At 63.7% G+C, this 25,886-nt stretch carries 22 protein-coding genes and 1 pseudogene; 18 read left to right on the top strand and 5 right to left on the bottom strand.

All coding sequences use genetic code 11. The annotated features are described in order from the left end of the window. Positions 1-94: 94 nt before the first annotated feature. Entirely contained in the window at positions 95-745 is a 651-nt protein-coding gene (locus ACFJIU_RS23505) for a TerC family protein (protein ID WP_379064058.1), read from the top strand. 117 nt (positions 746-862) lie between these two features. On the opposite strand, the gene ACFJIU_RS23500 is transcribed toward ACFJIU_RS23505, so the two are convergent. Further along, on the bottom strand, positions 863-2,965 hold the full coding sequence (locus ACFJIU_RS23500) for a bifunctional rhamnulose-1-phosphate aldolase/short-chain dehydrogenase (protein WP_379064056.1): 2,103 nt from the start codon (positions 2,963-2,965) through the stop codon (positions 863-865). 228 nt (positions 2,966-3,193) lie between these two features. Here ACFJIU_RS23500 and ACFJIU_RS23495 point away from each other — a divergent pair, with 228 nt between their 5' ends. The 12 genes from ACFJIU_RS23495 (at position 3,194) to ACFJIU_RS23440 (ending at position 15,666) form a co-directional block, all read left to right on the top strand. After that, positions 3,194-3,973: a DeoR/GlpR family DNA-binding transcription regulator gene (locus tag ACFJIU_RS23495; RefSeq protein ID WP_379064054.1), complete on the top strand. Its 780-nt coding sequence runs from the start codon at positions 3,194-3,196 to the stop codon at positions 3,971-3,973. Continuing rightward, positions 3,970-5,376, top strand: coding sequence for an FGGY-family carbohydrate kinase (locus ACFJIU_RS23490; RefSeq protein ID WP_379064052.1), 1,407 nt, complete (start codon positions 3,970-3,972; stop codon positions 5,374-5,376). The genes ACFJIU_RS23495 and ACFJIU_RS23490 overlap by 4 nt, the downstream gene beginning before the upstream one ends. After that, positions 5,373-6,884 carry a sugar ABC transporter ATP-binding protein gene (locus tag ACFJIU_RS23485; RefSeq protein WP_379064050.1) on the top strand — a complete coding sequence of 504 codons (1,512 nt, stop codon included), beginning with the start codon at positions 5,373-5,375 and terminating at the stop codon, positions 6,882-6,884. Before ACFJIU_RS23490 ends, ACFJIU_RS23485 begins: the two co-directional genes overlap by 4 nt. Then, complete coding sequence (locus ACFJIU_RS23480; RefSeq protein ID WP_379064048.1) at positions 6,884-7,885, top strand: ABC transporter permease; 1,002 nt, start codon at positions 6,884-6,886, stop codon at positions 7,883-7,885. Before ACFJIU_RS23485 ends, ACFJIU_RS23480 begins: the two co-directional genes overlap by 1 nt. 10 nt (positions 7,886-7,895) lie before the next feature. Then, complete coding sequence (locus ACFJIU_RS23475; RefSeq protein ID WP_379064046.1) at positions 7,896-8,840, top strand: ABC transporter permease; 945 nt, start codon at positions 7,896-7,898, stop codon at positions 8,838-8,840. A 62-nt stretch (positions 8,841-8,902) separates the two neighbouring features. Then, positions 8,903-10,012, top strand: coding sequence for a substrate-binding domain-containing protein (locus ACFJIU_RS23470; RefSeq protein WP_379064044.1), 1,110 nt, complete (start codon positions 8,903-8,905; stop codon positions 10,010-10,012). Between the two features lie 97 nt (positions 10,013-10,109). Further along, positions 10,110-11,165, top strand: a complete 1,056-nt coding sequence (locus ACFJIU_RS23465; protein WP_379064042.1) for a class II aldolase/adducin family protein — start codon at positions 10,110-10,112, stop codon at positions 11,163-11,165. After that, positions 11,165-12,502: an FGGY-family carbohydrate kinase gene (locus tag ACFJIU_RS23460; RefSeq protein ID WP_379064040.1), complete on the top strand. Its 1,338-nt coding sequence runs from the start codon at positions 11,165-11,167 to the stop codon at positions 12,500-12,502. The genes ACFJIU_RS23465 and ACFJIU_RS23460 overlap by 1 nt, the downstream gene beginning before the upstream one ends. Beyond that, entirely contained in the window at positions 12,502-13,335 is an 834-nt protein-coding gene (locus ACFJIU_RS23455; protein WP_379064038.1) for a TIGR01459 family HAD-type hydrolase, read from the top strand. The genes ACFJIU_RS23460 and ACFJIU_RS23455 overlap by 1 nt, the downstream gene beginning before the upstream one ends. A 10-nt stretch (positions 13,336-13,345) precedes the next feature. Then, a complete protein-coding gene (gene rhaI / locus ACFJIU_RS23450; protein WP_379064036.1) occupies positions 13,346-14,635 on the top strand; it encodes an L-rhamnose catabolism isomerase in 1,290 nt (429 codons plus the stop codon). 14 nt (positions 14,636-14,649) lie between these two features. Next, positions 14,650-14,967, top strand: coding sequence for an L-rhamnose mutarotase (gene rhaM, locus ACFJIU_RS23445; protein ID WP_379064034.1), 318 nt, complete (start codon positions 14,650-14,652; stop codon positions 14,965-14,967). Between the two features lie 6 nt (positions 14,968-14,973). Continuing rightward, positions 14,974-15,666, top strand: a complete 693-nt coding sequence (locus ACFJIU_RS23440) for a class II aldolase/adducin family protein (protein ID WP_379064032.1) — start codon at positions 14,974-14,976, stop codon at positions 15,664-15,666. Between the two features lie 338 nt (positions 15,667-16,004). Here ACFJIU_RS23440 and ACFJIU_RS23435 read toward each other — a convergent pair whose 3' ends face one another. From ACFJIU_RS23435 to ACFJIU_RS23425, 3 genes are read right to left on the bottom strand one after another with little or no spacing between them, the layout of a single operon-like run. Next, positions 16,005-17,516, bottom strand: a complete 1,512-nt coding sequence (locus ACFJIU_RS23435; protein WP_379064030.1) for a sodium:solute symporter — start codon at positions 17,514-17,516, stop codon at positions 16,005-16,007. Positions 17,517-17,521: 5 nt separating this feature from the next. Next, positions 17,522-17,722 (bottom strand): hypothetical protein, encoded by a 201-nt coding sequence (locus tag ACFJIU_RS23430; RefSeq protein ID WP_144224074.1) that lies wholly within the window; start codon positions 17,720-17,722, stop codon positions 17,522-17,524. Positions 17,723-17,775: 53 nt separating this feature from the next. Next, positions 17,776-18,873 carry a class II histone deacetylase gene (locus ACFJIU_RS23425; protein WP_379064028.1) on the bottom strand — a complete coding sequence of 366 codons (1,098 nt, stop codon included), beginning with the start codon at positions 18,871-18,873 and terminating at the stop codon, positions 17,776-17,778. 198 nt (positions 18,874-19,071) lie between these two features. Here ACFJIU_RS23425 and ACFJIU_RS23420 point away from each other — a divergent pair, with 198 nt between their 5' ends. From ACFJIU_RS23420 to ACFJIU_RS23410, 3 genes and pseudogenes are all read left to right on the top strand, one after another. Further along, positions 19,072-20,037, top strand: coding sequence for a response regulator transcription factor (locus tag ACFJIU_RS23420; protein ID WP_379064026.1), 966 nt, complete (start codon positions 19,072-19,074; stop codon positions 20,035-20,037). A 99-nt stretch (positions 20,038-20,136) separates the two neighbouring features. Then, a pseudogene (locus ACFJIU_RS23415) lies at positions 20,137-20,223 on the top strand (class II aldolase); the annotation flags it as partial. Further along, positions 20,200-21,087 carry an alpha/beta fold hydrolase gene (locus ACFJIU_RS23410; RefSeq protein WP_379073204.1) on the top strand — a complete coding sequence of 296 codons (888 nt, stop codon included), beginning with the start codon at positions 20,200-20,202 and terminating at the stop codon, positions 21,085-21,087. The pseudogene ACFJIU_RS23415 and the gene ACFJIU_RS23410, both read left to right, overlap by 24 nt. Positions 21,088-21,103: 16 nt before the next feature. On the opposite strand, the gene ACFJIU_RS23405 is transcribed toward ACFJIU_RS23410, so the two are convergent. Next, a complete protein-coding gene (locus ACFJIU_RS23405; RefSeq protein WP_379064025.1) occupies positions 21,104-22,000 on the bottom strand; it encodes a D-alanyl-D-alanine carboxypeptidase family protein in 897 nt (298 codons plus the stop codon). Positions 22,001-22,508: 508 nt separating this feature from the next. Between ACFJIU_RS23405 and dnaK the strand changes: the two genes are divergently transcribed. Together dnaK and dnaJ are read left to right on the top strand one after the other, a co-directional pair. Further along, on the top strand, positions 22,509-24,425 hold the full coding sequence (dnaK, locus tag ACFJIU_RS23400; RefSeq protein ID WP_379064023.1) for a molecular chaperone DnaK: 1,917 nt from the start codon (positions 22,509-22,511) through the stop codon (positions 24,423-24,425). 218 nt (positions 24,426-24,643) lie between these two features. Next, complete coding sequence (gene dnaJ / locus ACFJIU_RS23395) at positions 24,644-25,774, top strand: molecular chaperone DnaJ (protein ID WP_379064021.1); 1,131 nt, start codon at positions 24,644-24,646, stop codon at positions 25,772-25,774. The last annotated feature ends 112 nt before the right edge of the window (positions 25,775-25,886 follow it).

Here is a 25,886-nt window from a genome sequence, read left to right as displayed (position 1 = left end):
CCCTGAATTCTGGCAATAAATGTCGATACGCTAGCGCGATCGCGCCAGAGCAGCTCTGAAAGCTACGCCGCCCTTCAGATATCAAGGGTGCCGTATGACAGAAATTATCAATTCCTTTTTCACCCCCGAAGCGATGACGGCGCTGTTCCAGGTCATCATGATCGACCTGGTTCTGGCCGGCGACAACGCCGTCGTCATCGGCCTTGCCGCGGCCGGCCTGCCCAAGGATCAGCGCGCCAAGGCGATCCTGCTTGGCATCATCGCCGCCACCGTCCTGCGCATCGGCTTTGCCGCCGCCACCACCCAGCTTCTGCAGATCGTCGGCCTGCTCTTCGCCGGCGGGCTGCTGCTTCTGTGGGTCTGCTGGAAGATGTGGAAGGAACTGCAGCATGGACATGGCCAGCAAGCGCTTGAAGGCGTTGCCGGCGAAGACGCGCATGGCGGCACGGCCGCGCCGAGGAAGACCTTCGCGCAGGCCGCCTGGCAGATCGTGATCGCAGACATCACCATGTCGCTCGACAATGTGCTGGCCGTCGCCGGCGCGGCGCGCGAGCATCCCTGGGTGCTGGTGTTCGGTCTCGTCCTGTCGATCGCGCTGATGGGCATCGCCGCGAGCTTCATCGCCAATCTGCTGCAGAAATATCGCTGGATCGCCTATGTCGGCCTTGTCGTCATTCTCTATGTCGCCGGCGACATGATCTACCGCGGTGGACTTGAGCTGCTGCCTTACGTGAGAGGAGCATAACATCCTCTGAAGTCAGGCGACTGGCATCTGGCGATGCCAGTCGCCTCCCGCGCGCGGTGCCCCCACCGCGCGCGATTTGCCGCTTTTGCCTCCGCGCGTGCTCCGCACGGAGTTTCTCTAGCGCGTGAAGCTCTGGGCGTTGCCGGCGTCGACATTGATGATGTTGCCGGTCGATTTCGCCGACATGTCGGACGCCAGGAAATAAACCGCTTCGGCAATGTCTTCCGGAAACACCGAGCGTTTCAGCATCGAGCGCTTGCGGTAGTGCTCTTCCAGCTCATCCGGCTGCATCGCATAGGCGGCCGCGCGTTGCTCACGCCATTCGCCGGTCCAGATCTTGGAGCCGCGCAGCACGGCATCCGGGTTCACCGTGTTGACGCGGATCTGATGGTCCGCGCCCTCCAGCGCCAGGCAGCGGGCGAGATGGATCTCGGCCGCCTTGGCGGTGCAGTAGGCGGCTGCATTGGGTGAGGCGGCAAGCCCATTCTTGGAAGCGATGAAGACGATGTTGCCGCCGAGCTTCTGCTGCTTGAAGGTGCGGAAGGCCTCGCGCGACACCAGGAAATAGCCCTTGGCCAGGATGTCCATGTTGCGGTTCCACATCGACAGTTCCGTATCCTCGATCGGCGCGGAGGAGGAGATGCCGGCATTGGAGACCAGGATGTCGACGCCGCCGAATGCGACGGCGTTGTCGGCGTAGGCTGCGGCCACGCCCGCTTCGTCGGTGACGTCGAGCCTGACGCTGCGCACGAGATCCTTGCCGAAGACCTTGGCCAATTCATCCTGCGCAGTGCCGAGTGCCGCCTCGTCGATGTCGGCCAGCACCACGCAGGCGCCTTCGCGCAGCAGGCGGATGGCGGTTGCCTTGCCGATGCCGCCGGCGCCACCGGTGACGAAGGCGATCTGACCGGCCAGCGATTTCGGTTTCGGCAGGCGCTGCAGCTTGGCTTCCTCGAGCAGCCAGTATTCGATGTCGAAGGCATCCTGTTCCGGCAGGCCGGCATAGGAGGAGACCGCCGCCGCGCCACGCATGACATTGATGGCGTTGACGTAGAACTCGGCCGAGATGCGCGCGGTGGCCTTGTCGCCGGCGAAGGTGAACATGCCGACTCCGGGCATCAGGTAGACCACAGCATTGGGGTCACGGATGGCAGGCGAGTCGGCATATCTGCAGCGCTCGTAGTAAGCCTGGTAGTCGGCGCGATAGGCGTCGAGCGCCGCGGGCAGGGTTGCCGCCACCGCGTCTATGTCCGGGTTGGCCGGATCGAAACCAATGACCAGCGGCCTGATCTTGGTGCGCAGGAAATGGTCGGGGCAAGAGGTGCCGAGCGGGGCGAGTGCCGGCAGTTCGGCCGAATTGACGAAGTCGAGCACCGTGTCGGAATCGTCGAAATGACCGATCTTCATCGCGCCCGGCTTCGAGATCATGCCGCGCACGATCGGCATCAATCGTGCCGCGATGGCGCGCCGCTCGGCCGCCGGCAAGGCTTGCACGACCGTGCCGCCGAAGGCTGGCTTGCCTTTCGTTTCGCGCTCGAACCAGTCGATGGCCTGGTTGATCACGTCGACCGTGGTCGTGTAGCACGCCTTGGGTGTGTCGCCCCAGGTGAACAGGCCATGGCTTTCCAGGATGACACCGCGCGCTTGCGGGTTCTCGGCGCAGAACTTGGCCAGCCACAGGCCAAGCTCGAAGCCGGGCCTTTTCCACGGCAGCCAGCCGATCGCGTCGCCGAAGATCTTCTGTGTCAGCGTTTTGGAATTCCTGGCGGCGGCGATGGCGATGATCGCGTCGGGATGCATGTGGTCGACGAAAGGCTTCGGCACATAGGCGTGCAAGGGCGTGTCGATGGAAGCCGCGCGTGGGTTGAGGTTGAAGGTGCAATGCGGCAGATAGCCGACCATCTCGTCTTCATGTGCCGCGCCGCGATAGAGATTTTTCAGCGCGCGCAGTCTGTCCATGTAAAGGGTGGCAAAGCCGTCGAGCTTGATCGAGGCGCTGTCGCCGCCCGAACCTTTCACCCACAGCACCTCGACCTCCTCGCCAGTCAAGGGATCCTTCTGCCAGACCTTCGATGATGTGTTGCCGCCACCATAGTTGGTGATGCGCTTGTCGGAACCCAGCAGGTTGGAGCGATAGACGAGCCGTTCCGGTTCGCTCATCGCCGCCGCTTTCCCGTCATTCCAGAGATTGGCGAGCCGTGCCGGCTGTTTGTCGAGCATGTCTGGTCCTCCCGCCGGCCTCCCAGGCGCGGCATGAGTGCTAAAATCAGTCCAAGCCATGCGGTTTGTCAATCATGAAAGATTGAAGTCACTCATATTGCGGCTGCTAACTGCGTTATATGCATCGCAATATGAGCAAAGTTTTTCACAAATGACTTGCGCAAGCATCGATTTTGCGTAACTTGGCTCATGATGGTCGGTTGTCGATCGTCTTGGGAGGATTCTGGCTTGAACGACTTGGTCCGCCATCGGCAGATCATCGAGCTGCTGCGCGACCGGCCCTTTGCGTCGGTGCGCGAGCTGCAGGAACAGCTTGGCGTTTCGGCAGCCACCATCCGGCGCGACATCGACAAGATCGATCAGTCCGGCGGCGCGCGGAAGGTCTATGGCGGCATCTCCGCGCTCGATGGCGCCGCCTCGCAGACGACCGCGTTCGCCCGACCCTATGACGAAAACCGCGACCTCGCCGTCGATGCCAAGCGCCAGATCGCCGAACTGGCATCGACCATGGTGATGGACGGCGATGCCGTCATCGTCAATGGCGGCTCGACCTGCTACCACCTCGGCGTCAAGCTGGCCGAACGCAACGTCCGCCTCTTCACCAATTCCATGCCGCTCGCCGCCTATCTCGGCGAGCATGGCAAATGCAGCCTGACGATTGCCGGCGGCGAACTGTACCGCGAGCCGCGTGTCCTCTATTCACCGTCGCAGCCGGCCTTCTTTGCTTCGAAGTTCTTCCTCGGCGCGCAGGGCATCAGTGCCGACGGGCTGCTGGAATCGCATCCGCTCATGGTGCGCGCCATCCAGGATCTCAGCCGCAATGCCGACCAGGTCATCGTGCTGGCTGACAGCCGCAAATTCTCCATCCATGCGCGCCACGCCGCCCTGCCGCTGACCCGCATCGGTGTCCTGATCACCGACGACGGCCTGTCGGACCAGCATGCCAAGATGCTGGAGGCCGCCGGTATCGCCCTGCGCATCGCCCCAAGTGGGGGGCAGGGAGGATGAGCGGCGCACTGGCAGTTTTCGATCTCGGCAAGACCAATTCGAAGCTGTTCGTGTTCGCACCCGACGGCGCCCTGCTAGACGAGCGCCGCACCAGGCCGGTATGGAAAGATCACCGCGGCCGCCATGTGCTCGATGACGAGCGCCTGTTTGCCTGGATGAGCCGCGAGCTTGCCGACGTCGTCGCCCAACACGATGTCGGTGGGCTTATGGTTTCCGCCCATGGCTGCGCCTTCGCCCTGGTGCGTGGCGCGGAGCTTCTGCATCCCGTGCTGGATTACGAACAGGAAATCCCGCCATCGATCGCGCGGGTGATCGATCCGATGCTGCCGGATTTTTCGGAGACCTACACGCCCTGGCTGCCGCTCGGCTTCTCGATCGCGCGCCACATCTATTGGCTGAAGCAGGAGGAGCCGCGCGTCTTCGCCAATACGGAGGCGATCCTCTGCTATCCGCAATATTGGGGCTGGCGGTTTTCCGGCCGCCCGCTCGCGGAATGGTCCTATCTCGGCGCGCACAGCCAGTTGTGGGCGCCGCTGAAGCGCGATTTTTCCTCACTGGTCGACCGGCTGGACTGGCGCGGGAAGTTCCCCGAGATAGAGCCCGCCGGCGCGATCATCGGCGAAACCCGTGTGGCGCTGCCGGACGGGTCCAGTCGCTCGATCCGCGTCCACAACGGCGTGCACGATTCCAACGCCGCCCTTGCCTACTACCGCATGACCGGCCTGTCCGGCTTCACGCTGGTATCGACCGGCACCTGGGTCATCATCATCAACCTCGATTGTCCGCTCGATGCGCTCGACCGCGAGCGCGACATGATCGCCAACGTCACGGTCGATGGCGAGCCGGCGCCTTCGCTGCGCTTCATGGGCGGGCGCGAGTATGACCTGATCAGCGAAAGCTGGAACCAGCCGATCTCGCAGCAGGCAGTCGAGCGGGTGATGGCGCGCGGCATCTTCGCGCTGCCGTCATGGGCTGCCGGCGGCCCGTTCCCGGAAACCAGCGGCAAGATCGTCGGCGGCGATGTCGAGGGCGAGGAGCGTGCCGCTGTTGCCGCCCTCTATGTGCTGATGATGACGGACCTGTCGCTCGACCTTATCCGCTCCGACAATCTTCTGGTCGTCGATGGCGGTCTCGCCAAGATCGAACTGTTGACGGCGATGCTGGCGCAACTGCGCCCGGGCCAGACGGTGATCCATTCCGAAATGAGCGAAGGCTCGGCGACCGGCGCTGCCGCCCTTGCCTTCAAGGCGCTCGGAACGATGCCGTTCCGCGACGAGACGGTGCCGGTTGCGGCGAGCAGCGTGCCCGGCCTGGAAGCCTATCGCGATCGCTGGCGTGAACTGGCCGGCAATGCCCGCGATGCGGCGCGCGCAGAGACAGCCGCGAAGGAGGCGAGCCTGTGACCGTCGCCCCCTATGTCAGCCTCACCGGCATGTCGAAATCCTTCGTCGGCGTGAAAGCGCTGAAGGACGTCAGCTTCGACGTGCGCCCGGGCGAAGTGCATGCGCTGCTCGGCGAAAACGGCGCCGGCAAGTCGACGCTGATCAAGATGATGTCCGGTCTCTATTCGCCCGATGCCGGCACCATCACGGTCGACGGCAAGGAAGTGAGGTTTGCTTCCACGCGGGACGCTTCCGCCGCCGGCATCGCCACGGTCTATCAGGAACTGCTGCTGTTTCCCGAGCTGACCGTGGCGGAGAACGTCTTCCTCGGCAACTATCCGCGCCGGCCCGGCGGCTGGATCGACTGGGGCGAGGTGCGGGCGCGTACGCGTGCCTTGCTCGACCAGCTCGACACGTTCGACCTCGATGTCGACGCCAAGGTGCTGACGCTGTCGGTGGCGCAGCGCCAGCGCGTCGAGATCGCCAAGGCACTCTCCAAGGATGCGCGCATCCTGATCATGGACGAGCCGACCGCGTCGCTGGTGGAGGCGGATGTGCAGCGTCTGATGGCGGTGGTGCGGCAGCTGCGCGAGCGCGGCGTCGGCATCGTCTATGTCAGCCACCGCATGCCGGAGATCTTCGCGCTGGCCGATCGCGTCACCGTGCTGCGCGACGGCGGCTATGTCGCCACACGCGACATCGGGGAGGTCGATGAGGCCGCTCTCGTCTCCATGATGGTCGGCCGGCCGATCGACAGCCTGTTCCCCAAGGCCGAAGCCGTCATCGGCGACACGGTGCTGGAGGTGAGGAACCTCAATCACGGCCGCCATGTGCAGGACATCTCCTTTTCCCTGCGGCGCGGCGAAATTCTCGGCGTTGCCGGCCTGGTCGGCAGCGGCCGCACCGAACTCGCGCTCACGCTGTTCGGCATGACGCCGGCGACCTCGGGCTCGATTTCGCTCGAGGGCAGGACGGTCAGCATCACCTCGCCGCGCCAGGCGCGCGACCTCGGCATCGCTTATGTGCCGGAGGATCGCGGCCAGCAGGGCCTGGTGAAGCAGATGGCCATCCGCAAGAACGTGTCGATGGCCTCGATAGAGCGCTTCTCGTCCGGAATTTTCATCAAGGCGGGTGAAGAGGCGCAGCGCGCACTCGACGCCGTCAAGCGGCTCAGCGTGCGCTGCCGCAACATCGGACAGCCGGTCGGCGAACTGTCGGGCGGCAACCAGCAGAAGGTGGTTATCGCCAAATGGCTGGAGACCAATCCCAAGGTGCTGATCCTCGACGAGCCGACGCGCGGCGTCGACGTCGGCGCCAAGGCCGAGATCCACACCATCATGGGTGAGCTGGTGAAGCAGGGCGTCGCCATCCTGATGATCTCCAGCGAGCTGCCGGAGGTGCTCGGCATGAGCGACCGCGTGCTGGTCATCAGCGGTGGCCGCCTCACCGGCGAGATCGACCGGGCCGACGCCACGCCGGAACGCGTCGGCATGGCGATGACGGCACATCAGAGCGGGGAGGCGGCGTGATGAGTGTTATCGTCGATCTTCCGCCAACCCGTCCTTCTGCGGCCGCACAGCGGCCCGGCTTCTTCCGGCGGCTGTTTGCCGACTATGGACAGGAGCTCGTCGTCCTTGCCGCGATCGTTGCCCTGTTCGTCGTGGTGACGATGGTCAATCCGCGCTTCATCAGCGCCAACAACCTGACCACGATCTTTTCCGGCAATGCCTATATCGCCGTTGCCGCCATCGGCATGGCCATGGTCATCATCACCGGCCATATCGACGTGTCGGTCGGCGCGCTGATCGGTGTGCTGGCGACGATCTCGGGCACGCTGGCGGTTGCAGGTTATCCGGTCTGGATCGCCTGGCTGGCGCCGGTAGTGGTCGGCATGGCGGTCAATGCGGTCATCGGCATGCTGGTCGCCTACGCGCGCATCCCTTCGATCGTGGTGACGCTGGGTGCGCTGTCGATCATGCGCGGCGGGCTGATCAGCGTCACCGGCGGCACCTGGATCACCGACCTGCCGCCTGATTTCCTGATCGCCCAGAAGAGCATTTTGGGCCTGCCGGTGCCGCTGGTCTTCATGGTCGTTCTCACGATCGCCGCTGCCCTGTGGATGCGCTACTCGGCCTTCGGGCGCTCGCTTTATGCCATTGGCGGCAATGCCGAGGCGGCCCTTGCCACCGGCATCCCGGTCGAGCGTCGCACGGTCGCGGTGTTCGTCATCCACGGCGCCTTCGCCGGGCTGGCGACGATCCTGTTCGCCACGCAGCTGCAGGTGATCCAGTCGACGGTGCCGCCCAATCTGGAGCTCACCGTCATCACCGCTGCCGTCATCGGCGGCGTGTCGATCCTCGGCGGTTCGGGCACGGTCATCGGCTCGACGCTGGCAACCATACTGTTCGCCACGATCGGCTCGGCGCTGATCTTCGTCAACGTCTCGGCCTACTGGCTGCGCGCGGTCATCGGCCTGCTCATCCTGGCCACGGTGCTTGCCGACATGCTGCGCCGGCGCGGCAGGCTCTGAGGGGGCACGGATGAACTGGAAATCCCTGCTCCGTCACGAAACCTTCCTGGCCCTGCTGCTGGTCGTCGTGCTGGTCGTGCTGTCGTTCCAGTCCGATCGTTTCTTCACCGTCTCCAACCTGCTCAACCAGGGCCGGCTGATGACGGAGATCGGCCTCATCGCCATCGCCATGACCTTTGTCATCGCCACCGGCGGCATCGATCTTTCCGTCGGCTCCATCCTTGGCCTGACCGCGATCCTGACCGGCGTGTTCTGGCAGAACATCGGCTTGCCGCTGCCGGCGGCTGCGGTGGCTGCGATCGCGGTCGGCACGTTTGCCGGCTTCGTGAACGGCTTGATCATCACCCGCTTCACCGTGCCGCCGCTGATCGCGACGCTGGCAACGCTGGCGTTATATCGCGGACTTGCCGAAGGCATCAGCCAGGCGCGTTCGGTGCGCGGCTACCCGGACTGGTTCTATGTGCTCGGCCAGGGCGAGGTGCTGGGTGTGCCGACGCAGCTCTGGATCCTGGTGGCGGCGGCGATCATCGCCTCGATCATCCTTGCCTACACGCGCTGGGGGCGCACGGTCTATGCCATCGGCTCCAACGAGGTCGCCAGCCGCTTCTCCGGCCTTTCGGTCGAGAAGACCAAGCTCGCCCTCTACACCGCATCGGGTTTCGCGGCGGCCGTGGCCGGCGTCATCTTCGTCTCGCGTGTCTCGACGACGCGCTCCGACATGGGCACCGGTATCGAACTCGACGCCATCACCGCGGTGGTGCTTGGCGGCACCTCGATCTTCGGCGGCCGCGGCACGATTGTTGGCACCATGATCGGCCTTTGCCTCATCCAGGCGCTGAAGAACGGCCTGTCTCTGGCCGGTGTGAAGGGCGACGGCACCATCATGCTCATCGGCGCGGTACTCATCCTGGCGATCCTCGCCAGCAACCTCTTCGAGAGGAGCGGCACTCGATAACAAGGGAGAAGCGTCCTTCACTGCCGCTCATCAGTGTCCGGACGAATAATTGGAGGATGAAAATGCGTAATAAAGTGCTCAGCGCACTGCTGGCCTTGTCCTTCTCGACAAGCCTCAGCCATGCCCAATCCGCCGCCTGGACCGGCGGTGACGACCTGCCGACCAATCCGCTCGCCTGCGATGCCACGCCGGCAACGGTCGCGGCCAAGCCTTACGATGGCGGCGCGCCGACCAATGCGCCCGACCGCAAGGGCAAGACGCTGAAGGTCGTCGACGTGCCGAAGCTGGTCGGCATCGGCTATTTCAACGCCACGTCCAAGGGCATTGCCGACGCCGCCAAGGAAATCGGCACGATGGATGCCAAGACCGATGGTCCGAGCAAGGCCAACATCGACGACCAGATCACGCTGATCGACAACTACATCACCAGCGGCGTCGACGGCATCCTGTTCGCCGCCAACGATCCGGTGGCGATCGCGCCGGTGCTGAAGAAGGCGCTGGCCGCCGGCATCAACGTCGTCGGCTATGACGCCAACTCGACGCCGGATGCACGCCAGTGGTTCGTCAACCAGGCCGAGTTCAATGGCATCGCCAAGGCGATGGTCGATTCCATGGCCAAGGAAACCGGCGAGGATGGCGCTTTCGCCATCGTCACCTCCACCTTCACCACGCCGAACCAGGCGCGCTGGATCGCCGAAATGGCGGCCTACCAGGCCAAGTGCCATCCGAAGATGAAGTGGCTGGAAACGGTGGAAGCGCAGGAAGACAACATCCTGTCCTTCAACCAGACCAACACGCTGCTCAACAAATATGGTGACGAGCTGAAGGGCGTCTTCGGCATGACCAGTGTCGCCACGCCGGCTGCCGCCGACGCGGTCACCCAGGCCAAGAAGTGCGGCAAGGTCGCGGTCGTCGGCCTCGCCACGCCGAACGCCATGAAGCCTTATGTCGCCGCGGATTGCGTGAAGTCGGTGGTGCTGTGGAACCCGGTCGATCTCGGCTACGCCGCCGCCCATGTATTGCGTGCCGTCGCCGACGGCACGCTGGCGCCGGGAGCAACCTCGGTGAAGGCCGGCAAGCTGGGCGATCTCTCCGTCATCAACGGCTCGGAGATCCTGCTCGGCGCGCCGACCGTCTTCAGCAAGGACAACATCAACAACTTCGACTTCTGAGTTTGCGGGAGGAGGCGCTCGTTGGTGTCTCCTCCCATGAAATCGGCCGGCCCGCCTGCCGGCCGATTTCGACACTGAATCTGGAAAGGATCGCGTCATGCCTGCGGTCGATTGGCAAGCCGAGCTTGCCGCGCTGAAGACCCTGTCGGCCCGTATCGGCGACGACCCTCTGTTGACGCAGGGGGCCGGCGGCAACACGTCGCTGAAAGTTGACGGCACGCTCTGGATCAAGGCGTCCGGAACCTGGCTCGCCCATGCCGCCGAGCGTGACATCATGGTGCCGGTCGAGATGGCGCCGCTGATAGCGGCAGTCGAGGCTGTCGACCCCGCTGCCGAACAGGCGCAGCAATTCGTCGTCACCGAACGCAACGGTTCGGGCCTGCGCCCATCGATCGAAACCACCGTGCATGCACTGATGCCGCACCGCGTCGTGCTGCACGTCCATTGCGTCGACACGATCGCTTTTGCCGTGCGCGGCGACTGCGTCGATCAGGTCGCGCCCCGTCTTGCCGGTCTCAACTGGGCGTATGTGCCTTATGCGCGGCCCGGCCTGCCGCTGGCGCTCGCCATTGCGGAAAACAGCGGCAACCGGCCGGACGTGCTGATTCTCGCCAATCACGGCCTGGTCGTCGGCGCCGGCACGGTGAAAGAGGCCGAGGCGCTGCTTTCCGACGTCAAGGCAAGGTTGCATGTCGCTCCGCGTGCCGCGCCCGGCGCGGACTTGGACCGGCTGGCCCGGCTGATCGCCGGCAGCGATTACCGGTTACCCTCGTCCGAAGCGGCCCATTGGGTAGCGACCGATCCGCAGAGCACCGCGCTGGCAGCAAAAGGCAGCCTCTATCCCGATCATGTGATTTTCCTCGGCGCCGGTTCGGTCATCGCCACGCAAGATGAAGACGCCGCCGCCGTGGTCGCTCGCCTGGGCACCGCGCCCATCGCGATCCTGTGGCCCGGGGTCGGCGTTCTCATGCGTGGCGATGCCGTGCCCGGCGCCGACGCCATGGCGCGCTGCCTTGCCGATGTGACGGCGCGCATTCCCGCCGATGCGCCAGTCCGTGTGCTGACCGAAGAGGAACACGGGCAGCTGACCGACTGGGATGCGGAAAAGTACCGGCAGGAGCTTGCCCGCAAAGCTCAGAAGAAGATCGCCTGATGGGTACCCCCCTCGAGCAAATTCGGCAAAAAACGGAGCGTTTCCGCGTCTCCAAAACAGGCGGAAACGCTCTGGCCATTGGCATAGATCTCGGTACCTCCGGCGCTCGTGCTGTCGCGATGACGCCGTCCTTCGATATCGTGGCGCAGGGCAGCGCCCGGCTCGCGGAATTCGGGCCCGATCCACGCGATCCATCGATCTGGTGGAAGGCGGTCGAGCGTGCGTTGATCGAAGCCCTTGCCGGGATCGATCGGACAAGCGTTCATGCCATCGCGATCGATGCTACTTCCGGCACGCTGCTGCCGGTCAATGGCGATGGCGAGCCGCTTGCCGCGCCGCTGATGTACAATGATCGGGTCGAGGATGATGAGTTGCTGGCGCGCATCCGCGCCGTCATCCCAGCCGAGAGCGGCGCGCATGGCGCCACCTCCGGGCTTGCAAAGGCGCTGCGCTTCCAGTCGGTGCCGGGCGTTACCAAGATACTGCACCAGGCCGACTGGATCGCCGGTCGGCTCGCGGGGCATTTCGGTACGACCGACGAGAACAACGCGCTGAAGACCGGCTATGACCCGGTCGAGCGGCTGTGGCCGGAATGGATCGCGGCGACGGGCCTCGACATGGATCTGCTGCCGCGCGTGGTTGCACCCGGCGCACCGGTGGAAACCATCGCACCTGACATGGCAAGGGCGTTCGGGCTTGGCGAAGAGGTCGTGATCGTTGCCGGCACCACGGATGGCTGTGCTTCGTTCCTGGCGACCGGCGCCGACCGGCCGGGCGACGGGGTCACGGCACTGGGGTCGACGCTGACGCTGAAACTGCTGTGCGACCGGCCGATCTTCGCGCCGGACTACGGCGTCTACAGCCACCGCATCAACGGCATGTGGCTCGCGGGCGGCGCCTCCAACAGCGGCGGCAAGGTGCTCTCGCATTTCTTCTCCGCCGAAGAAATTGTTCGGCTGTCGGCCGCGATCGATCCGGCGGTTTTGACCGGCCTGCACTTCTATCCGCTGCTGGAGCCGGGCGAGCGCTTCCCCATTTTCGATCCTGCTTTCGCGCCGCGGCTGCAGCCGCGTCCGGCCAGCGACGCCGACTTCCTGAAGGCGATGTTCGAAGGCATGGCGGCGATCGAAAAACGTGGGTTTGACCGTCTGGCCGGTCTCGGCGCCGACCCGCTTCAATCGGTGCGCAGCGTCGGCGGTGGTGCCGCCAATGCGCAATGGAACGCGATACGGCAACGCGAACTGCAGGTGCCGTTACTACCTGCCCAATCCACCGAGGCGGCAGCGGGCGCCGCGCGGCTTGCCTTGGGTGGCCTGCAGGCCGTGGGGGATCTGTGATGGTGCACGAGCTTTCCGGCATTCGCGATCTTGCCGACCGCTTCGATGCCTTCATCCTCGACCAGTTCGGCGTGCTGCATGACGGCTCTGCACCTTACCCCGGCGCGGTCGAGACGCTGGTGCGGCTGAAGCAGGCCGGCAAGCCGATCTTGCTGCTGTCCAATTCGGGCAAGCGCTCGGCGCCCAATGAAGCGCGGCTCGAAAAGCTTGGTTTCGTTCCCGGAAGCTGGGGGCATTTCCTCTCTTCCGGCGAGGTCGCCTGGCAAAGCCTGCGCGGCTCGCTTGCCAGCGGGAAGAATGTGCGCTGCCTGCTTGTTTCGCGCGATGGCGATCGGTCGGCGGTCGATGGGCTGCCGCTGACGCTGGTCGATCATGGTTCGCAAGCCGATATCGTGCTGCTTGCGGCGAGCGAAGGCGATCGCTTCGATCTCGGCCACTATCGCCGCCTGCTCGAACCTGCCGCGGCGCGTGGCGTGGTCTGCCTTTGCACCAACCCCGACAAGATCATGCTGACGTCCGTCGGTCCGCGTTTCGGGGCGGGGGCGATTGCCGAACTCTATGTCGAACTCGGTGGGCCGGTGACCTGGATCGGCAAGCCGTTTGCCGAGATCTACGCCGCCGCGCTGAAGCTGCTGGGCAACCCGGATCGCACTCGCGTCGTGTGCGTCGGCGACAGCATCGAGCACGACATCGCCGGCGGGCGAGGGGCGGGACTCAGCACCGCTCTGGTGACGACCGGTATCCTCGAGACCGCGACAGCCGTCGAAAAACAGCAACTTTACGCCGAGCATCAAGCGACGCCGGATTTCCTGCTGCGCGCTTTCACATGGTGAGGAGGAAGATATGGAAACGGTGATCGCGGGTGATGTCGTCGAACAGAGCAATGCCGCGCGCCGGAAAGCGCTCGAGGCTGACTATGCGGCACTCGGCGAACAGCTCGACCGGCGCGGCATTTCCGTCGATGCGATCCTGGAGAAGGTCGAGGCCTTCGGCGTGGCGATCCCGTCCTGGGGTGTCGGCACCGGCGGCACGCGCTTCGCCCGTTTCCCGGGGCCGGGCGAACCACGCGATGTGTTCGACAAGATCGAGGATTGCGCCGTCATCAGCCAGCTGACGCGGGCGACGCCGACCGTCTCGCTGCACATCCCCTGGGACAAGGCGGATCCGAACCGTCTCAAGCAGGCAGCTTCGCGCTTTGGCCTCGGTTTCGACGCGATGAACTCCAACACCTTCTCCGATGCGCAAGGCCAGAAGCTCTCCTACAAGTTCGGCTCGCTGTCGCATGCCGATGTCGGCGCGCGCCGCCAGGCGGTCGAGCACAATCTCGAATGCATCGAGATCGGCAAGACGATCGGCTCCAGAGCGCTGACGGTGTGGATCGGCGACGGCTCGAACTTCCCCGGCCAGGTCAATTTCGCGCGCGCCTTCGAACGCTATCTCGACGCCATGAAGGCGATCTATGCCGCGCTGCCGCAGGACTGGCGCCTGTTCATCGAGCACAAGATGTATGAGCCGGCCTTCTATTCCACCGTCGTGCAGGACTGGGGCACCAACTACATCATCGCCAGGGAGCTGGGCGACAAGGCCTATTGCCTGGTCGATCTCGGCCATCATGCGCCCAATGTGAATATCGAGATGATCGTGTCGCGGCTGATCCAGTTCGGCAAACTGGGCGGCTTCCATTTCAACGATTCCAAATATGGCGACGATGACCTCGATGCCGGTTCGATCGACCCCTACCGGCTGTTCCTCGTCTTCAACGAGCTGGTCGATGCCGAGCTCAACGGCGCAAGCGATTTCCAGCCGGCGCATATGCTCGACCAGAGCCACAACGTCACCGACCCGATCGAGAGCCTGATGCTGTCGGCGATCGAGGTGCAGCGAGCCTATGCTGCGGCACTGCTGGTCGATCGCAAGGCGCTGGAAGGCTTTCAGGAAGCGAACGACGCGCTGATGGCGACGCAGACGCTGAAGGCGGCCTACCGCACCGACGTCGATCCGATCCTGGCCATGGCGCGCCTGAAGCGGGGCGGGGCCGTCGATCCGGTCTCGGCCTACCGCGCCAGTGGCTATCGGGCGAAAGTCGCCGCGGAACGGCCGGCCATTGCCGCGGCTGGCGGCGGCATCGTCTGAACGGAGCGGCAGCCATGCCAGAACGCATAGCCTTTCGAATGGTGCTCGATCCCGGCCAGGCCGCCGAGTACAGGAAGCGGCACGACGCGATCTGGCCCGAACTGCGGCAGGCGCTGCGCGAGGCAGGCGTCTCGGACTATTCGATCTGGCTCGACCCCGAGACCAATCATCTGTTCGCGACGCTGGTGCGGGCCGACGACCATGCCATGGACGCGCTGCCGCAAACCGAGGTCAACCGCCGCTGGTGGGACTTCATGGCCGACATCATGCAGGTCACCGACAGCAACGAGCCGCTGGTGGTGCCGCTGCAGCAGGTTTTTCATATGGAGTAGTGGACAATGAGTGGAGCAACCAGCAGCGACAGGGCCTTGCGCGAGGAGATGGTGTCGATCTGCCGGCGCATGAATTCCAGCGGCATCAACCAGGGCACTGCCGGCAATCTGTCGGTGCGCTCGGGCGACGGCTTCCTGGTCACCCCGTCGGGCATGCCTTACGAAACCATGGATGCCGAAGACATCGTCGCGATGGATTTCGAGGGCGGTTATGTCGGCCGGATGCCGTCATCGGAATGGCGTTTCCATCGCGACATCCTCACCAACCGCAGCGATGTGAATGTCGTGCTGCACTGCCATTCGGTGCATGCCACGACACTGGCCTGCCATCACAAGACGATTCCGGCTTTCCACTACATGACCGGCGTCGCCGGCGGTTCGACCATACGCTGCGCGAAATACGCCACCTTCGGCACACAGGCGCTGTCCGACCACGCGCTGGTTGCGCTCGAAGGACGGCTGGCCTGCCTGCTCGGCCAGCACGGGCAGATCTCGCTGGGCACGACGCTGGAAGCGGCACTCTGGCTGGCAATCGAGGTCGAGACGCTGTCGCACATGTATGTCCAGGCGTTGATGCTCGGCGAGCCGCCGATCCTGCCCGAGGACGAGATGGAGCGCGTCATCGAGCAGATGCGTCGCATGAGCTACGGCCTCGCGCCCAACGAGGAAAGCAAGGGCGGCGACGCACACCGGCGCTAGACTGGAGCGTTTCCGTTTTTCGCGGAAACGCGGAAACGCTCTAAGTTTCTGTTTTCGTGGCATTTTTGTAACGCCAAATGGCTCCGCTTGGCTACAAAATGCTCTGGGTGGATTGGCAGATGCACTCGATTCAAATGTCGCGGCCCAAAAGGCTCTGGCGGAGTTGGCGGCGTCTGCTCGGCATAGTCACGGCGCCAGAGCCGCCACCCTCTGGCGTCGCAAGTCACACTATCTAGGAACTTCAGCGACAATCTGACGGCCAGTTGAAGCGAATGTTCAAGAAGAGCTGAAGCCTCGCAAGATCGCGATTTCGCCCACGCCGCAAAGCGCCGTTTTTTCTACACCGTCCGAGTTGATAGGGTGCGGCCCGCAGCGGCGGCCGGCCCATCTTGCATGTCGCTGAACAACGTCTCGATACGTTCGCTTTCGGAGCGCCTGTGCGGAATCGCATAGGATAACACGACATAGATCGTGGTGTTGACGATCAGCCCGACGATGCCGGAGGTAATGCCGCCAAGCGCCGGGATTGACACCGGATAGAGATATTGCAGCACCACCGCCGTGGCGAAGCCCACCAGCATGCCGGCAACGGCGGCCGATGCATTGCCGCGTTTCCAGAAGATGCCGAGATAGAGCGCCGGCGCCAACTGGACGATGCCTTGATACGAGGCGAGCGCCAGCGTCAGTAGACCGGAGGTGACATTGACCGTGAGGACCGCGCCGATGATTGCAAGCACGGTGACGACGACAATGGTGGCGCGGGCGGCGCGCGTGGTCGTCGCCTCGTCGGCGCCGATGTGGAGAATGTCCTGGGCGGTGTGGGTGCCGATTGCGGCGGTGATGGCGTTCACATTGCCGACAGTGGCTGCAAAGACCGCAATGCCTGCCAATGCGAGGACGAACGGTCCGCCATGGGCGGCTGTGAGGAACCAGACATTGTCAGGTGCCGCCGCGACCTCGGGCAATTGCGAGGCCAGAAGGCTCATGGTCAGCAATATCGCCAGAAAGAGAAACATCAATGGCGCGGCTTTCACCGATGAGTTGCGCACCGCCTGGGCGCTGCGGGCGGTGAACAGCCGCACGAAGATGTCCGGCCAGCACCAGGAACCAAGCGCGCCGGTTGCGACGATCGAGAAATAATAGAGCGGTCCAAGATTGCTGCCGACACCGGGAAGCGTCGCAAAACTTGGCGGAAGGCTGTCGAAGCCATGGCCCTGCGCCAGCAGCCAGACGATCAGGCCTATGGCGACAAGGCCGCCGACGCCATAGGCAAAGATGCCTTGCACCATGTCTGAAATGACGATGCCGTGCATGCCCATGCGAACCGTCCAGATCTGACGGATTCCCAGCACCACAATGCCGATGAAAACCGCGACGGTAGGCGAGACGACCCCGAAGGACAGATAGGAAAACACCAGGCCGAGCGACTGAAAGCCGAGCACCAGCCATGGAAACGCCGAGATGACGCCGATGACCGCGGCGACTTTGCGGACATTGGTGGAATTGTATCGCATGCCGACAAAATCAGCCTGTGTGCGCAGATTGAACGAGCGGCCCCAGTCGAACACTTTCTGCGCCATGAAAAACATGAACAGCACGGCCAGCAGTGAATACGAGATGACATAATAGCCGATGACGCCGGCCGAGGCGGCAAGGCCGGCGAAAGCGATGAAGATGGTGCCAGGCAACCAGGTGTTGAGGAAGGCCATGGTCTGGAACCAGGATCCGAAGGATCGGCCGGCCACGGCATAGTCGGTGAAGTTTTTGCTTTCGCGCTGGTTGCGTTCGAGAACGAAGACGACAATTGCGAAAAATGCGGCCAGCATTCCATAGCCGATCAGCATGTTCATCGACGCTACTCCTCCGATGCCTGCATCTTCGACTGCAGATGCAGCATGGTCAGGACGAGCATCGCACCGCTGCCCAGAAAGAAGAGCAGCGCCATGTCGATGCTTCCGCTTGCGAAATAGAGGTGGATCGGCGGAAAGAGCATCAACACCAGGTTGAAGATCAGTACCGCCCGCCCGTGCGGGGCGCGTTGCTGGGTGGTTCGCATTGTCCCTGTTCCCCTGTTTTCGGCCGGCGGTTCTCCACGCCGGCCATCATCCGCTAAAGGCCACAGGCCTTCGCCACGTCGTCGACCAGTATTTTCTGGTTCTGCTGTAATTTCTGCCCCGGCAAATCCTGCCAGAACTGCAAATAGGGGTCCTCGACGCCGGTGCGCACGCCGCTCAGCGTTTCCACCACCGCCAGTCCGCAGAATGGCACGTAGAAGGGCGAGTAGCCGCCCTCATGGCTCATCACCAGCCGGCCACCACACAGCGTCTCGGCCGCGTCCATCAGCCTGCGCGTCATTTCGATATAGGCGCGCGAGGTCAGCATCATACGGCCCAGCGGGTCGGCATTGCTCGCGTCGAACCCGCTGGCGACCAGGATCAGCTCCGGTCTGAAACGCTGCAGCGCCGGCAGGACGACCCGGTCGAACGCATAGAGATATGCGCCTTCGCCTGACCCCGCCGGAAGTGGCAGATTGATGGCCGAACCGGCACCCTTACCGACGCCGCGATCGGTGACCTTGCCGGTGTCCGGCGGGAAATTGCCGTCCTGATGCAGGGAGATCGTCAACACATCGGGGTCGGATTCGAAGCAGGCCTCGGTGCCGTTGCCATGGTGCACATCCCAATCCACGACAGCAAACCGTTCGACGCCAAGCTTGGCCCGGGCGTGGGCGATGGCCACGGCGACATTGGCAAACATGCAAAAACCCATGCCTTTTTCCGGACGCGCATGGTGTCCCGGCGGACGCACAAGCGCATAGGCATTGTCTACATCGCCTGCGACAACAGCCCGGGTGGCCGAGATGGTGCCGCCGGCAGCCAGCAGGGCAAGTTTATAGCCGCCCAGGCCGAAGGGCGAGACATTGTCACCCATATCGCCGCCGCGGGCATCGTCACCCAGCAGCTTCATCTTCGTGAGATGGTCGTGTGTGTGGACGCGCAGGATGTCTTCTTCCCCGGCAGCCACGCAGTCGAGACGGCGCAACGATTTGGCCAATTCGGAAACTTCGATGAGAGATGCAAATCTTGCCTTGGATTCCGGCGATTCAACATGCTGCATCGGCTGCAGAAATTCGCCTTTCAGAAATCCCGCCGCTGTGCCCGTGTCGTGCCAGCCAAAGCGCTCATGCCACAACCAACCTGTCGTCATTACGATCCTCCTGCGGCGATGGAGAAACGTTAGCCGGTTCGGCGAACCTGCGAATGATGCAGATGCACTATGGAATCGGTGAAGAATGGCAAACAGCCTGTGCTCGGCCACGCGCCTTGCCGTTGCGGCAAGCCGTCGGTAGTGTGATCAACACTGCCCAAGACACCTACTGCGCCAGTACAACTGACGGGACTTGTGGTGATTTCGAAGCTCAAGGCATTTTCGCTCTTTGCCGCCGATCTCCAGAAGCTGGCCGGTGAGCGGGATATTCAGGCGATTGCGGCCTTCGGGGTGCAGAAGCTGAAACCGGTGCTGGGCTTCGAAAGCGCCTGGTACGGCTGGTCGCGTTTCGAGCCGGGCCGAACCGTCGTGCCGGCCTCGGCGACGGTCAATCTGCCGGGTGGGTTTGCCAAATTCTGGTCGACAATCGAGAGCCAGGATCTGGTGGCGCGGGCGTTTCGGGAGAAACGGACGCTGATCGGCACCTATGATCGGACCCAGCCTGCGCAGACCGACGGCATGATCGCCCTGTGCGAGCGCTATCATCTGCGCAAATGGGCCAGCGCCATGCACCACAACCGGCGCAGTCGAACCGCCTTTTTCGTCTCGATCTATCGCGGCGACACGCGCAGCCGCGACTGGCAGCCGGATGAGCTCGAGCTTTTGCAATGTGCGGTCGACCATATCTCGCTGGCGATGGAGGTGTCGACACGTCATGCTCGCGGGACGCTGGGTGAACAGATGCTGGTTGTCGACGCGGAGGGCGGCTTGCATATCGCAAACAGCGAATCGCAGGCATTTCTGCGTGGTGTCTGGCCGGGTTGGCGCGGCGAACAATTGCCGAAATCGCTGCTGCGCTATGTCCGTGAACCCGGTACGTTCTCCATCAGGGGGCGAGGCGTCGTATTGTCGTCCTCGCTGGTTACCCTCGAGAACTCGCATCTTGTCGCATTGCGTCTCAGGGAGACGGCAAAATCTGACCGGCTGTCTCCGCGCGAGGCGCAGGTGGCCCGGGCGCTTGCGGCTGGGGCAACCTACAAGCAGGCGGCGGCGGCCCTCGGTTCGGCGCCAGCAACCATTCGAAACCAGACGCAGGCCATCTACACCAAGCTCGGCATTGCCTCGCGGGCGCAACTTGCGACCTTGCTGTCGAAGGAAGGCTGAGCTGCCAGGCTCTGGTGTTTGCCGCCCTGCTCCCCTGACCTCAACCCAATTGAGCAGGCCCTCGCCAAGACCAAGCACTGGGGCGCCAAGCCAGAAGCGCTCGGCGAGCCGCCGATCCTGCCCGAGGACGAGATGGAGCGCGTCATCGAGCAGATGCGTCGCATGAGCTATGGTCTCGCGCCCAACAGCTCGGAGAGCGCCATGACCCAATGGACTGCTGATCATGCTGTCTCGCGTGATGGCACGATCATCGGCTACCGGCAGATCGGTGCCGGTCCCAGCCTCGTGCTGCTGGCGGGCGGCATGCAGAGCAGCCGCAACTTCAGCCAGCTGGCGGAGTTGCTGGCCGATCGCTTCACACTGCATGTGCCTGACCGACGCGGGCGTGGCCTCAGCGGGCCGCCGGGGCTGGACTACGGCATCGACAGCGAGGTTGACGATCTGTCGGCGGTGCTGGCGCAAACAGGCGCACGTGACGTATTCGCCCTGAGTTCCGGCGCCATCGCCACGCTGTGGACGGCGCTGCGCCGGCCGCAGGCGCTGGGCAGAATTGCGCTGTACAAGCCGCCGGTGCCCGTCGGCACGCCATCGCCGCTGGACTTTGTGCAACGCTACGAGCGCGAGCTTGCCGCCGGCAATCTGGCCGCCGCCATGGCCACGGTGATGAAGGGGACGCGCGATCGGCGCGACTGGTTCACAGGCTTGCCACGCCTGCTGCTGGTCCCGATCATGGGCATGGCGCTGCGCGGCAGCGGCGAGGAGGCGACAGCCATCCGTGAACTGGTGCCCACTTTCCGCCACGATGCGCAACTGATTGCCGCCACGGCCGGGCAGGTGCAGCGCTTCAGCGCCATCCGCATACCAGTCCTGCTGATGGGCGGCGACAATTCCAACCCCTATCTGCCAATGGCGCTCGACGCATTGCAGCATGGGTTGCCGCAGGCGGAGCGGGTCGAACTCAAGGGCGTCGGCCACATCGCGGCGGACAATGTCGGCAAGCCAAAGTTGGTCGCCAGCGAACTGCGGCGGTTCTTCGCCGAGCCTGTCTGAGCCGAACCGCAGGCGGCTATTGCGCCGCCGTATAGAGCAGACGTGTCGTGGAGCCGGTGGGGTTCAGCGCCCGCTGCAGCAGCGCTTCGGCATGGGCGTTGCGCTGGCGGGCCGTATCCGCGCCCATCACCACGACCACGAAACGCTTGCCGTCGGCATCGTAGGAGGTGACGATGTTGAAGCCGGATGCGCGGATGTAGCCGGTCTTGATGCCGTCGACGCCATAGACGCGGCCCAGCATGTCGTTGTGGCCGCGCACCAGCTTGCCGCGGAACATGAAATCGGCCTCCGAGAAGTAGTGATAATGCTGAGGGAAGTGCGCCCTGAGCGCGAGGCCGAGCACGGCCATGTCGCGCGCCGTCGTCTGCTGGCCGTCATCGGGCAGTCCGGATGCGTTGCGGAAAGTGGTCGAACGCATGCCGATCTGGCGTGCCTTGGAGGTCATCGCAGCGGCGAACCCTTCTTCCGAACCGCCGAGATATTCGCCGACCGCCACGGCGACGTCATTGGCGGATTTCACCACCAGCGCGCGGATGGCGGAATCGACGTCGATCGTCTCGCCGGGCCGGAAGCGCAGCTTGGTCGGTGGCTGCGAGGCGGCGTTGGCCGAAACCGGGATCTGCGTTTCCTTGGTGATGCGGCCGCTCTGCAGCGCCTCGAACAGCAGGTAGAGCGTCATCATCTTGGTGAGCGAAGCCGGATAACGCGGCGTGGTCGAGTTGACTTCGAACACGGTCGCGCCGGTCTTGGCGTCGACGACGATGGCCGCGTATTTCTGCGCCGGCGCCGGTACGGAAAGCACCTGCTCGGGCGGCGTCGCAGCCGTACAGCCGGCGACGAAGGTCACCGTGACAAGGGCAACGAGACATCTGCGGGCGAAAGCGAACAGGGGAGAGGCTGGCAGGATGGGCATTCCGGGAAGGCTTGAGACGATGCGCTGAGATGAGCGGACCCTAGCCGAGCCGATACACAGCGTCCATTCACCTTGGCTGATTCTCGCCGCCGGAATGCGCCTTTGGCGCCGGTTTCACACCATTTTGTGCGGAAAAGCGCGAAAGACATGGGACTTTGGTGCCGATATCCCGCTCTGGCGCTTTCTAACATGCCGTTTCCATATGTGATCGATGGGCGCGCCGCGCGTCGAAATCGAGATCGGGTTCGATGAGAGCGATGTGTGGATTCAAGGCGTTAGCTCACATTTGTGCCTATGGAAGGACTTGTGACACACCGATAGCGAAAAGGATGATTGGCAGTGGAAAAGCCGAGGCGCAGAATGCTTGCGTGCAAGGCGGCCTGTTCTTATATACGCCGCAACCGTGCGGGCCGCCCGAAAGGCAGCCTGGCGCGGAATTTCTGTGAACAGGGGCTTTCGCCGGAACGCCTGACAGGGTCCTTGAAAGCCTGCTTAGTGGAGAGACTAGATGGCAAAAGTAATCGGTATCGACCTCGGGACGACCAATTCCTGCGTCGCCGTCATGGACGGCAAGGACGCGAAGGTCATTGAAAACGCGGAAGGCGCGCGCACCACGCCTTCGATCGTCGCCTTCAGCGGCGACGGCGAGCGCCTCGTCGGCCAGCCGGCCAAGCGCCAGGCGGTCACCAATCCTGAAAACACCGTCTTCGCGGTCAAGCGCCTGATCGGCCGCCGCTATGACGATCCGGTGACGGAAAAGGACAAGAAGCTTGTCCCCTACGAGATCGTCAATGGCGACAACGGCGACGCCTGGGTGGAGGCCGGCGGCAAGAAGCAGTCGCCTTCCCAGATCTCGGCCATGATCCTGCAGAAGATGAAGGAAACGGCGGAAGCCTATCTCGGCGAGAAGGTCGAGAAGGCGGTCATCACCGTTCCTGCCTATTTCAACGACGCCCAGCGCCAGGCCACCAAGGACGCCGGCAAGATCGCCGGCCTGGAAGTGCTGCGCATCATCAACGAGCCGACCGCTGCCGCGCTCGCCTACGGCCTCGACAAGAAGGATGGCAAGACCATCGCCGTCTATGACCTTGGCGGCGGCACCTTCGATATCTCGGTGCTCGAGATCGGCGACGGCGTGTTCGAGGTGAAGTCGACCAATGGTGACACCTTCCTCGGCGGTGAAGACTTCGACATGCGCCTGGTCGAGTACCTGGCGGCCGAGTTCAAGAAGGAACAGGGCATCGACCTGAAGAACGACAAGCTTGCCCTGCAGCGCCTCAAGGAAGCTGCCGAAAAGGCCAAGATCGAGCTGTCGTCTTCCGCTCAGACCGAAATCAACCTGCCCTTCATCACCGCGGATGCTTCCGGTCCGAAGCACCTGACGCTGAAGCTCACCCGCGCCAAGTTCGAATCGCTGGTCGACGACCTGATCCAGCGCACCATCGAGCCGTGCAAGGCTGCGCTCAAGGATGCCGGCCTCAAGGCTGGCGAGATCGACGAAGTCGTTCTGGTCGGCGGCATGACCCGCATGCCGAAGGTCCAGGAAGTGGTGAAGCAGTTCTTCGGCAAGGAGCCGCACAAGGGCGTGAACCCTGACGAAGTGGTCGCACTCGGCGCCGCCATCCAGGCCGGCGTGCTGCAGGGCGACGTCAAGGACGTGCTGCTGCTCGACGTGACTCCGCTGTCGCTGGGCATCGAGACGCTGGGTGGCGTGTTCACCCGCCTGATCGAGCGCAACACCACGATCCCGACCAAGAAGAGCCAGGTGTTCTCGACCGCCGAGGACTCGCAGAGCGCGGTGACCATCCGCGTCTTCCAGGGCGAGCGTGAGATGGCTGCCGACAACAAGATACTCGGCCAGTTCGATCTGGTCGGCATTCCGCCGGCTCCGCGCGGCGTGCCGCAGATCGAGGTCACCTTCGACATCGACGCCAACGGCATCGTCAACGTCTCGGCCAAGGACAAGGGCACCGGCAAAGAGCACCAGATCCGCATCCAGGCGTCTGGTGGTCTGTCCGACGCCGACATCGAAAAGATGGTGAAGGACGCCGAAGCCAATGCCGAGGCCGACAAGCAGCGCCGCGCGCTGGTCGAGGCCCGCAATCAGGCCGAGGCTCTGGTGCATTCGGCCGAGAAGTCGCTGAAGGATTATGGCGACAAGGTCTCCGAAGCCGACCGCACCGCGATCGCCGACGCGATCGCCGCTCTGAAGACGGCTGCCGAAGGCGACGACGCTGCCGACATCGAGGCCAAGAGCCAGGCGCTGACCGAGGCTTCGATGAAGCTTGGCCAGGCGATGTACGAGGCTTCGCAGAAGGAAGCCGCGGAAGCCGATGCCAAGGCGGATGCTGCCAAGGATTCCGATGTGGTCGACGCCGATTTCGAGGAAATCGACGACAAGGACGACAAGAAGAAGTCGGCTTAAGTGGCCTGAGGGCCGAAAATCCAGAAAAGCCCGGCGCCAAGCCGGGCTTTTTTGCAACCATGCACCGGAAAAGTGCAGCGTTTCCTTGCCGGTACTGGCATTAGCGCGGCATCGTTACTAAATCGGAGGCCAGTCTTTGGACGACTGGTCGAAACAATGCGCTAAAGACGTTGGCCTTTGCTTGAGCCATCGGTCGGCGGGATTGGAACAGGCTCTCGATGAAAGCTGATTTCTACGAAACGCTTGGCGTGCAAAAGAGCGCCGACGAGAAGGAGCTCAAAAGCGCCTTCCGCAAGCTGGCGATGCAGTTCCACCCCGACCGCAATCCCGGGGATGCCTCCTGCGAGCACAAGTTCAAGGAAATCAACGAAGCCTACGAGACGCTGAAGGACCCGCAGAAGCGCGCGGCCTATGACCGTTTCGGCCATGCCGCCTTCGAAAATGGCGGCATGAATGGCGGCGGTGCCGGTTTTGCCGCCGGCGGCTTTGCCGACATCTTCGAAGACATCTTCGGCGAGATGATGGGTGGCGGACGCCGCCGTAGCTCCGGCGGCCGCGAGCGCGGCGCCGATCTGCGCTACAACATGGAGATCAGTCTCGAGGAGGCCTATGCCGGCAAGACCGCTCAGATCCACGTGCCGGCGTCGCTGACCTGCGACGAATGCTCGGGGTCAGGTGCCAAGCCGGGCACGCAGCCGGTCACCTGCTCGATGTGCCACGGCCACGGCAAGGTGCGCGCCAGCCAGGGTTTCTTCTCGATCGAGCGCACCTGCCCGCAATGCCAGGGCCGCGGCCAGACCATCAAGGATCCATGCCCGAAATGCGCCGGCCAGGGCCGTATCACCGAGGAGCGCTCGCTCTCGGTCAACATTCCGGCCGGCATCGAGGACGGCACCCGCATCCGGCTTGCCGGCGAGGGCGAGGCCGGGCTGCGTGGCGGCCCGTCGGGCGATCTCTACATTTTCCTGGCCATCAAGCCGCATGAGTTCTTCCAGCGCGACGGTGCCGACCTCTATTGCAAGGTGCCGATCTCGATGACGACAGCCGCCCTCGGCGGTTCGTTCGAGGTGACGACGCTGGATGGCAGCCAGACGCGCGTGAAGGTGCCGGAAGGCACGCAGAACGGCCGCCAGTTCCGCATGAAGGGCAAGGGCATGCCGGTGCTGCGCCAGCCGCAGATCGGCGACCTCTACATCCAGACCGCGGTGGAGACGCCGCAGAACCTGACACGGCGCCAGCGCGAGCTTCTGGAGGAGTTTGAACAGTTGTCGTCGAAGGAGAACAGCCCGCAGTCGAGCGGTTTCTTCTCGCGCATGAAGGATTTCTTCGAGTCGTTCAGCGAACGCTGAGCGGCGACAAAAAATGTCTTGTCCACGACATTGGTGGACGTTTGCCTTGCCTACCCCTGCGTAACTGCTAAGTAGCATCCATAGTGGGTTCCGGGGGAGCCGGTCAGGAGAG

Source organism: Mesorhizobium sp. UC74_2 (assembly GCF_042701485.1).
Taxonomy (GTDB): domain Bacteria; phylum Pseudomonadota; class Alphaproteobacteria; order Rhizobiales; family Rhizobiaceae; genus Mesorhizobium.
This window is presented reverse-complemented; position numbering and strand designations above follow the sequence as displayed.

Bases quoted from the DNA above. Each gene is read 5' to 3' on its own strand.
- ACFJIU_RS23505 (WP_379064058.1), top strand. From the start codon at position 95: ATGACAGAAATTATCAATTCCTTTTTCACCCCCGAAGCGATGACGGCG.
- ACFJIU_RS23500 (WP_379064056.1), bottom strand. From the start codon at position 2,965: ATGCTCGACAAACAGCCGGCACGGCTCGCCAATCTCTGGAATGACGGG.
- ACFJIU_RS23490 (WP_379064052.1), top strand. From the start codon at position 3,970: ATGAGCGGCGCACTGGCAGTTTTCGATCTCGGCAAGACCAATTCGAAG.
- ACFJIU_RS23480 (WP_379064048.1), top strand. From the start codon at position 6,884: ATGAGTGTTATCGTCGATCTTCCGCCAACCCGTCCTTCTGCGGCCGCA.
- ACFJIU_RS23475 (WP_379064046.1), top strand. From the start codon at position 7,896: ATGAACTGGAAATCCCTGCTCCGTCACGAAACCTTCCTGGCCCTGCTG.
- ACFJIU_RS23470 (WP_379064044.1), top strand. From the start codon at position 8,903: ATGCGTAATAAAGTGCTCAGCGCACTGCTGGCCTTGTCCTTCTCGACA.
- ACFJIU_RS23465 (WP_379064042.1), top strand. From the start codon at position 10,110: ATGCCTGCGGTCGATTGGCAAGCCGAGCTTGCCGCGCTGAAGACCCTG.
- ACFJIU_RS23460 (WP_379064040.1), top strand. From the start codon at position 11,165: ATGGGTACCCCCCTCGAGCAAATTCGGCAAAAAACGGAGCGTTTCCGC.
- ACFJIU_RS23455 (WP_379064038.1), top strand. From the start codon at position 12,502: ATGGTGCACGAGCTTTCCGGCATTCGCGATCTTGCCGACCGCTTCGAT.
- rhaI (WP_379064036.1), top strand. From the start codon at position 13,346: ATGGAAACGGTGATCGCGGGTGATGTCGTCGAACAGAGCAATGCCGCG.
- rhaM (WP_379064034.1), top strand. From the start codon at position 14,650: ATGCCAGAACGCATAGCCTTTCGAATGGTGCTCGATCCCGGCCAGGCC.
- ACFJIU_RS23440 (WP_379064032.1), top strand. From the start codon at position 14,974: ATGAGTGGAGCAACCAGCAGCGACAGGGCCTTGCGCGAGGAGATGGTG.
- ACFJIU_RS23435 (WP_379064030.1), bottom strand. From the start codon at position 17,516: ATGAACATGCTGATCGGCTATGGAATGCTGGCCGCATTTTTCGCAATT.
- ACFJIU_RS23430 (WP_144224074.1), bottom strand. From the start codon at position 17,722: ATGCGAACCACCCAGCAACGCGCCCCGCACGGGCGGGCGGTACTGATC.
- ACFJIU_RS23425 (WP_379064028.1), bottom strand. From the start codon at position 18,873: ATGACGACAGGTTGGTTGTGGCATGAGCGCTTTGGCTGGCACGACACG.
- ACFJIU_RS23410 (WP_379073204.1), top strand. From the start codon at position 20,200: ATGAGCTATGGTCTCGCGCCCAACAGCTCGGAGAGCGCCATGACCCAA.
- ACFJIU_RS23405 (WP_379064025.1), bottom strand. From the start codon at position 22,000: ATGCCCATCCTGCCAGCCTCTCCCCTGTTCGCTTTCGCCCGCAGATGT.
- dnaK (WP_379064023.1), top strand. From the start codon at position 22,509: ATGGCAAAAGTAATCGGTATCGACCTCGGGACGACCAATTCCTGCGTC.
- dnaJ (WP_379064021.1), top strand. From the start codon at position 24,644: ATGAAAGCTGATTTCTACGAAACGCTTGGCGTGCAAAAGAGCGCCGAC.